This window comes from Micromonospora trifolii (genome assembly GCF_022229005.1).
Taxonomy (GTDB): domain Bacteria; phylum Actinomycetota; class Actinomycetes; order Mycobacteriales; family Micromonosporaceae; genus Micromonospora; species Micromonospora trifolii.
This window is the reverse complement of sequence record NZ_JAKKFD010000046.1, coordinates 21,548-28,332: the sequence shown is the minus strand read 5'-3', so window position 1 is coordinate 28,332 and position 6,785 is coordinate 21,548. Positions and strand designations below refer to the sequence as shown.

At 72.0% G+C, this 6,785-nt stretch carries 6 protein-coding genes and 1 riboswitch; of the genes, 2 read left to right on the top strand and 4 right to left on the bottom strand.

Features of this window, described 5'->3' with window-relative positions; genetic code table 11:
• Positions 1 to 183 precede the first annotated feature (183 nt).
• From pgsA to NIE79_RS26795, 3 genes are all read right to left on the bottom strand, one after another.
• Entirely contained in the window at positions 184 to 774 is a 591-nt protein-coding gene (gene pgsA / locus NIE79_RS26805) for a CDP-diacylglycerol--glycerol-3-phosphate 3-phosphatidyltransferase (protein ID WP_238681211.1), read from the bottom strand.
• A 77-nt stretch (positions 775 to 851) separates the two neighbouring features.
• Positions 852 to 2,360: a 30S ribosomal protein S12 methylthiotransferase RimO gene (gene rimO / locus NIE79_RS26800; RefSeq protein ID WP_238681210.1), complete on the bottom strand. Its 1,509-nt coding sequence runs from the start codon at positions 2,358 to 2,360 to the stop codon at positions 852 to 854.
• 80 nt (positions 2,361 to 2,440) lie between these two features.
• A complete protein-coding gene (locus NIE79_RS26795) occupies positions 2,441 to 3,364 on the bottom strand; it encodes an ornithine cyclodeaminase family protein (RefSeq protein ID WP_238681209.1) in 924 nt (307 codons plus the stop codon).
• A 92-nt stretch (positions 3,365 to 3,456) separates the two neighbouring features.
• A riboswitch (guanidine-III (ykkC-III) riboswitch) is annotated at positions 3,457 to 3,527 on the top strand.
• Positions 3,528 to 3,589: 62 nt separating this feature from the next.
• Here NIE79_RS26795 and sugE point away from each other — a divergent pair.
• Together sugE and NIE79_RS26785 are read left to right on the top strand one after the other, a co-directional pair.
• Positions 3,590 to 3,904 carry a quaternary ammonium compound efflux SMR transporter SugE gene (gene sugE / locus NIE79_RS26790; protein ID WP_091400443.1) on the top strand — a complete coding sequence of 105 codons (315 nt, stop codon included), beginning with the start codon at positions 3,590 to 3,592 and terminating at the stop codon, positions 3,902 to 3,904.
• A gap of 82 nt (positions 3,905 to 3,986) precedes the next feature.
• On the top strand, positions 3,987 to 4,232 hold the full coding sequence (locus NIE79_RS26785) for a hypothetical protein (protein ID WP_238681208.1): 246 nt from the start codon (positions 3,987 to 3,989) through the stop codon (positions 4,230 to 4,232).
• A gap of 69 nt (positions 4,233 to 4,301) precedes the next feature.
• Here the strand turns inward: NIE79_RS26785 and NIE79_RS26780 are convergent, their stop codons facing one another.
• The gene (locus NIE79_RS26780) at positions 4,302 to 6,761 is read right to left on the bottom strand and encodes an FtsK/SpoIIIE family DNA translocase (RefSeq protein WP_238681207.1); all 2,460 of its coding nucleotides are present in this window, start codon (positions 6,759 to 6,761) and stop codon (positions 4,302 to 4,304) included.
• Positions 6,762 to 6,785: the final 24 nt, after the last annotated feature.

Here is a 6,785-nt window from a genome sequence, read left to right as displayed (position 1 = left end):
CCACCCGCACCCCACAGATGCTCCAACACCTGCCGATGCCCGAACGTCAACACACCCGGCCTGGCCACCAACACCCCCCAGCACAACCAAGATCAGTTGCACTGAACCTTAGAAACCACCCCGCCCCGGATGGCAATAACCTCATGATCAACCGGGAAAAGTGGGGGGCGAGAGGGGGGTCGGTTAGCGGGGGCGGCGGAGGCGGAGGGCTTGGGCTATGTAGTCGAAGCCGGTGGCGACAGTGACCAGGACGGCGGCGGCCATGATCCAGGGGCCGACGGCGGCGAGCGCTGCCGGCATCGGCCAGAGGTACCAGGCGATGGCGAGGATCTGGAGCGCGGTCTTGACCTTGCCGCCTCGGCTGGCGGCGATCACGCCGTGCCGGATCACCCAGAACCGCAGCCCGGTGATGCCCAGCTCGCGGACGAGGATCAGCGCTGTCACCCACCAGGGCAGTTGGTCGTACCAGGACAGCAGCACCAGCGCCGCGCCGGTGAGCGCCTTGTCGGCGATCGGGTCGGCCACCTTGCCAACCGAGGTGACCAACCCGAAGCGGCGGGCGATCCAGCCGTCCACCAGGTCGGTCGCCGAGGCCACTGCGAAGATCAGACAGGCCGCCATCCGCCAACCGGCGTGGGTCATCCCGGACACGATCACCGAGGCGCCGAAGACCGGCACCAGCACCAGCCGCAGGGCGGTCAGCGCGTTGGCCGCGTTGACGACGGGCACCACGGCCACCACCCGGCCCGGCGTCGACTCCGTCGCCCCGGTCACCGCCGTACTCCGCTCGGGCCGCCGTGGCGTTCCCGGCACCGCACCACCTGGGTCCCCCGCTCCGCTCGGGCCCGCCGTCACCGTGCCGCGCCGGGCGCCGCCGAGATCATCTCATCCGGCACAGCGAGCAGGTCCACCCCTTCGGTGCCGGTCACCGTGGCGCGCACCAGATCGCCCGGGCGCAGCGCGGCCAGGTCGACCCCGCCCTCGACCGGGGCGACAAGGGTGGTGGAACCGTCCACCTCCGGCGCCTGGTGGGCAGCCCGGCCCTCCACGACGCCGTCCTCGATCGAGTCGACGAGCACCTCGACGGTCGAGCCGAGTCGGTCCTCGGCCCGCTGCGAGCAGAGTTCGTCGGCGAGGGCGCTGAGCCGGTCGTAGCGCCGCTTGATCGTCGCGGCGGAGACCTTGCCGGGCAGGCCGGCGGCCTCGGTGCCGTCCTCGTCGCTGTAGTCGAACATGCCGATCGCGTCGAGCCGGGCCTCGGTCAGGAACCGGACCAGCTCGTCGACGTCGGCGCGGGTCTCGCCTGGGAACCCGACGATGAAGTTGCTCCGGGCGCCCGCGTCCGGGGCCAGGGCGCGGGCACTGGCCAGCAGCTCGAGGAACCGGTCGGTGGAGCCGAAACGCCGCATCCGGCGCAGCACCGGCTCGCTGGAGTGCTGGAACGACAGGTCGAAGTACGGTGCCACGCCCGGGGTGGTGGCGATCGCCTCGACCAGCCCGGGCCGGGTCTCGGCCGGCTGAAGGTAGCTGGCCCGCACCCGGACGATGCCGGTCACCGCGGCGAGCTGCGGCAGCAGCTTCTCCAGGGCGCGCGGGTCGCCCAGGTCCTTGCCGTACGAGGTGGAGTTCTCGCTGACCAGCACCAGCTCCCGTACGCCGGTCTTGGCCAGCCACTCCGCCTCGGCGAGCAGTTCGTCAGGGGTACGCGAGACGAAGGCCCCCCGGAAGGCCGGGATGGCACAGAACGCGCAGCGGCGGTCGCAGCCGCTGGCCAGCTTCAGCGAGGCCACCGGGCCGGTGTCGAGCCGTCGGCGCAGCACCTGGCGCAGGTGCGCCGGGGTGTGCTCGTCGGTGTCGACGATGGTGCGGGTGACAGTGCCGTGGCCGGGCAGCGACACCCCGCTGTCGCGGCGCTCGACCGGGGTCAGCGGCAGCAGCTCGCGCCGGTCCCGTGGGGTGTGCGCGGTGATCTGCTCGCCGGCGACGACGGCGTTCAGCCGGGCGGCGATGTCCGGGTAGTCGTCGAAACTCAGCACCGCCTGCGCCTCGGGCAGGCTGTCGGCCAACTCCCGGCCGTACCGCTCGGCCATGCAGCCCGCGGCGACCACCTTGGCGCCCGTTCCGGCGGCGGCGAGCAGGGTCTGGATCGAGTCCTGCTTGGCCTTCTCCACGAAACCGCAGGTGTTGACGACCACCACGTCGGCGCCCTCGCCGTCGGTGGTCACCTGCCAGCCGTCGGCGTGCAGGCGGGCGGCCAGCTCCTCCGAGTCGACCTCGTTGCGGGCGCAGCCCAGGGTCAGCAGGGCGACGCGACGGCCCTCGGCGTGGTCAGCGGGAGAAGGAGAGGTGGCAGACACCATCCGAGGGTACCGGGCCGGCCGGGTAACCCCACGCACGCGGGCTGCGGAGACGGTGGACAGGGAGGCGAACGTCATTCCGGTCAGCGCGCCCCGGCGCCAACCCGGGTCAGCGCGTCGAGCAGGAACACCTCGGTGCCGGCCAGGCCGGTGGAGCAGAAGACGGAGATCTCGTCCGCGGTGGTCCGGCCGGGGACCGCGCCGGCCAGGATGCCGCCCAGGTCGCTCAACCGCCCGGCGTACGGGGGTGTCGCCGCGAGCATCGGCGGCTGGTAGTCCGCCGCCTGGGCCGGCGAATCGGTGACCAGCAGGTCGGCGGCGTCCAGCAGGTCGGTGCCGAACTCGCTGCGGTCGCGCTGCTTGAAGCCGACCGCGTTGACGTGCGTGCCGGGGCTGAGGTCGGCGGCGCAGAGCACCGGGGTCGGGCTGGTGGTCGCCAGCACCACCAGGTCCCGCCCGGCGACGGCCGAGCCCGGGTCGGCCGTCGCGCGGGCCGGCACGCCCAGTTCGGCACGGACCCGGGCGGCGAAGGCATCCCGGCGAGCGGCGGACCGGCTGTGCACCACCACCTCGCGCAACGGGCGGACGGCGGCGGTGGCCCAGACCTGGGTCCACGCCTGCCGGCCGGAGCCGATCACCCCGAGGGTGGCGGCGTCGGGACGGGCCAGCGCGTCGACCGCGAGGCCCCCCAACCCTCCGGTACGACGGGAGCCCAGCTCCTCGCCGACGGCGACCGCCCGGATCGCCCCGGTCCGGGCGTCGTGCAGCACCACCAGCTGCTCGCCCTGCGGGTGGCCGAAGGTGTCGTACGAGCGGAAGCCGTACCACTCGCCCACCAGGTGCCCGGCGGTCAGCACCATCCGCCCGCCGCTGAGCGGCGCGGCGGCCCGGGGCGGCGCGATCAGCCGTCCCTCGTACGCGGCCAGGAGGGCGGCGCGCATGGCGTCGACGGTTGTGGCGGCGTCCAGCGCGGCGGCGACCTCGGGGTCGGCGTAGAGCATGGTCATACTGGCGATACTGCAAGTTGAAGTCAGGTGCAGGTCAACGGAGCGTGGTGATGGTCACCGCCCCGCCACCGGGGTCGGTGCTAGCGTCGGCACCGGTGGCCGGATGTTCGAGGCCGCTCCGGACGAGTGGTGGGCGTACCCGGTCAGGCCAAGACGCCCCGCGTGACGTGCAGACTCGACTCGTCCCGGCGCGGCAGCCCCGGGCGCTTTCCGGTGAGGTGGACGATGGCCTGGCTCGTACTGGTGATCTCGGGACTGTTGGAGACGGCCTGGGCTATCGCCCTGGACCGTAGCGCCGGTTTCAGCCGGCTGATCCCGTCCGTGGTGTTCGTGGTGACACTGCTCCTGAGCATGGCCGGGCTGTCGTACGCGCTGCGGGACATTCCCGTCGGCACCGGCTACGCGGTCTGGGTCGGCATCGGCGCGGTCGGCACCGCGCTGGTCGGGATGCTGGCGCTCGGCGAGTCGGCGAGCCTGCCCCGGATCCTCTGTCTCCTGCTGGTGGTCGCCGGCGTGATCGGTCTCAAGATCTTCCATTGAGGTGCCCCGTCGACAGGCGTGGCCAGCGCCCACAGTGGGTAGTGATCGATCCGTCACCACAGGCTCTCAACAGGAGGAAGACATGGCCGACATGCCGAGCACCGTTCGTCCCCGCAGCAACGCCGCCCGCATCATCACCATCGTGGGCTTCGTCTTCGCGGTCCTGGCCCTGCTGCTCAACCCGATCATCTTCGGCGTGCTCGGTGTCATCGCGGGCGTCGTCGGCGCGGTGCTCGGTGACAAGCCGCTGGGTTGGTACGCCGCCGCGGCCAGTGTCGTCGCCGCGATCCTCGGTCTCGTGGTCTTCGCCGCGCTGATCAGCAACTGACCGCTCCCCCACGTCGCGGGCCCGCCGGATTCCGGCGGGCCCGTCGTGTGTCCGGGGTCGGCGGGTGGGTCAGTCCACGTCGCCGCGCAGGCCGGACAGGACCTCGTCCAGCTCGTCCGGCTTGACCAGCACGTCGCGCGCCTTCGACCCCTCGGACGGCCCGACCACTCCCCGGGTCTCCATCAGGTCCATCAGGCGGCCCGCCTTGGCGAAACCGACCCGCAGCTTGCGTTGCAGCATCGAGGTCGAGCCGAACTGCGAGGTGACCACCAGCTCCACCGCCTGCACCAACAGGTCCAGGTCGTCGCCGATGTCCTCGTCGATCTTCTTCTTGTTCTCCTGCGCGGGGGCCAGCACGTCCTTGCGGAACTCCGGCTCGCGCTGGTCCTTGCAGAACTTCACCACGTCGGCGATCTCGCGCTCGGTGACCCAGGCGCCCTGGATCCGGACGGGCTTGGAGGCGCCCATCGGCAGGAAGAGCCCGTCACCCCGGCCGAGCAGCTTCTCCGCGCCCGGCTGGTCCAGGATGACCCGGGAATCCGCCAGGGAGGAGGTGGCGAACGCCAGCCGGGACGGCACGTTCGCCTTGATCAGACCGGTCACCACGTCGACCGAGGGGCGCTGGGTGGCCAGCACCAGGTGGATGCCGGCGGCCCGGGCCAGCTGGGTGATCCGGACGACCGAGTCCTCCACGTCGCGCGGCGCGACCATCATCAGGTCGGCCAGCTCGTCCACTATCACCAAGAGGTACGGGTACGGACGCATCTCGCGTTCGCTGCCCGGCGGCGCCTTGATCTCACCGTTGCGGACCTTGCGGTTGAAGTCGTCGATGTGCCGGACCCCGTTGGCGGCGAGGTCGTCGTAGCGCATGTCCATCTCGCGGACCACCCAGTCCAGCGATTCGGCCGCCTTCTTCGCGTTGGTCACGATCGGGGTGACCAGATGGGGAATGCCCTCGTAGCCGGTCATCTCGACCCGCTTCGGGTCGATCAGCAGCAGCCGCACCTCGTCCGGGGTGGCCCGGGTGAGGATGGACACCAGCAGGGTGTTGAGACAGCTCGACTTGCCCGCGCCGGTGGCGCCGGCGATCAGGATGTGCGGCATCTTGGCAAGATTGGCCACCACGTAGCCGCCCTCGATGTCCTTGCCGAGCGCCACCACCATCGGGTGGTGGTCGCTGGTGGCCGCCCGCGAGCGCAGCACGTCGCCGAGGGCCACGTTCTCCGGGTCGGTGTTCGGGATCTCCACACCGACGGCGCTCTTGCCCGGGATCGGACTGAGGATCCGCACGTCCGGTGACTTCACCGCGTACGCGATGTTGCGGGACAGCTGGGTGATCCGCTCGACCTTGACGCCGTGCCCCAGCTCCACCTCGTAGCGGGTGACCGTCGGGCCACGGGTGAAGCCGGTGACCGCGGCGTCCACGTCGAACTGGTCGAACACGCCGGTCAGCGCGGCGATCACCTCGTCGTTGGCCTTGCTGCGGGTCTTCGCGGCGGCCCCGGCGCTGAGCATGTTGGCCGGCGGCAGGGTGTAGTCCCCCGCCAGCCCGGTCAACGCGAGCTGCTCGGCCCGGGTCGGGGCGGGCGAGTGCTCCGGCGGCTCGACCGACGGCTTGCGGCTCGCCGGGACCTTCGCCGGAGACTTGCGCGGCAGCACCATGGTCTCCTGGAGGTCCGCGCCCTCCAGGTCCTCGAAGTCGTCCGGGTCCAGTGGTGCGGGCATCCGCTTCGTCGGTCGCTTCCGCGCCGGCTTGGCGGCCGCCTCGTCCGCCTCCTCGTCGGCCTCCGGTGCGCCGACCAGCCCGCCGGCCAGCAGACCCAGCCGCTCGGGGATCTTGTTGATCGGCGTCGCGGTCACCACGAGCAGGCCGAAGAGCAGCAGCAGGATGAGCAGCGGCACCGCCACCCAGGCGGTGACGGCCCGTTCCAGCAGCCCACCGACGCCCGCACCGACCAGGCCGCCGGCGAAGTCACGCTCCAGCGGGTCAACCGGGTCCTGACCGATCTGGAGCAACGCGGCGGTCGACACCAGCAGCGAACCCCAGCCGATCAACCCACGACCCCGGTGCTCCGGATCGGCCGGCTGACGCATCAGCCGCCACGCCCCGATCATCAGCAGCACCGGGACGACCACCGAGATCGCGCCCAGGAACAGCCGGATCGTGTCGGCCAGTCGCGCGCCCACCGGCCCCGCTCCGGACAGCCACAACGCCACCGCGGACAGCAGGGCGAGCCCGAACATGAGCAACCCGGCACCGTCGCGGCGGTGCTCCGGGTCGAGGTCGCGGGCCGAGGCGGCCTGCCGGCCAGCGGCACGCACCGCCCAGCCCATCCCGTGCGCCAGCCCCATCCACAGTGCACCGACCGCACGGCCGACGTAGACCGCCGGGCCGGGCCGGGGCGGCGTGGTGCGACGTCTGACCGGTGCCCGGGTGGCCTTCTTCGCCGGTTGACGGGCACGACTGTTGGTGCCACCGCGCGGCGACGCGCCGCGCCGCCGGCTCGCCTGAGAGGTACGGCCCGCCATAGAGTCACGGTAACGGTGGGGCCG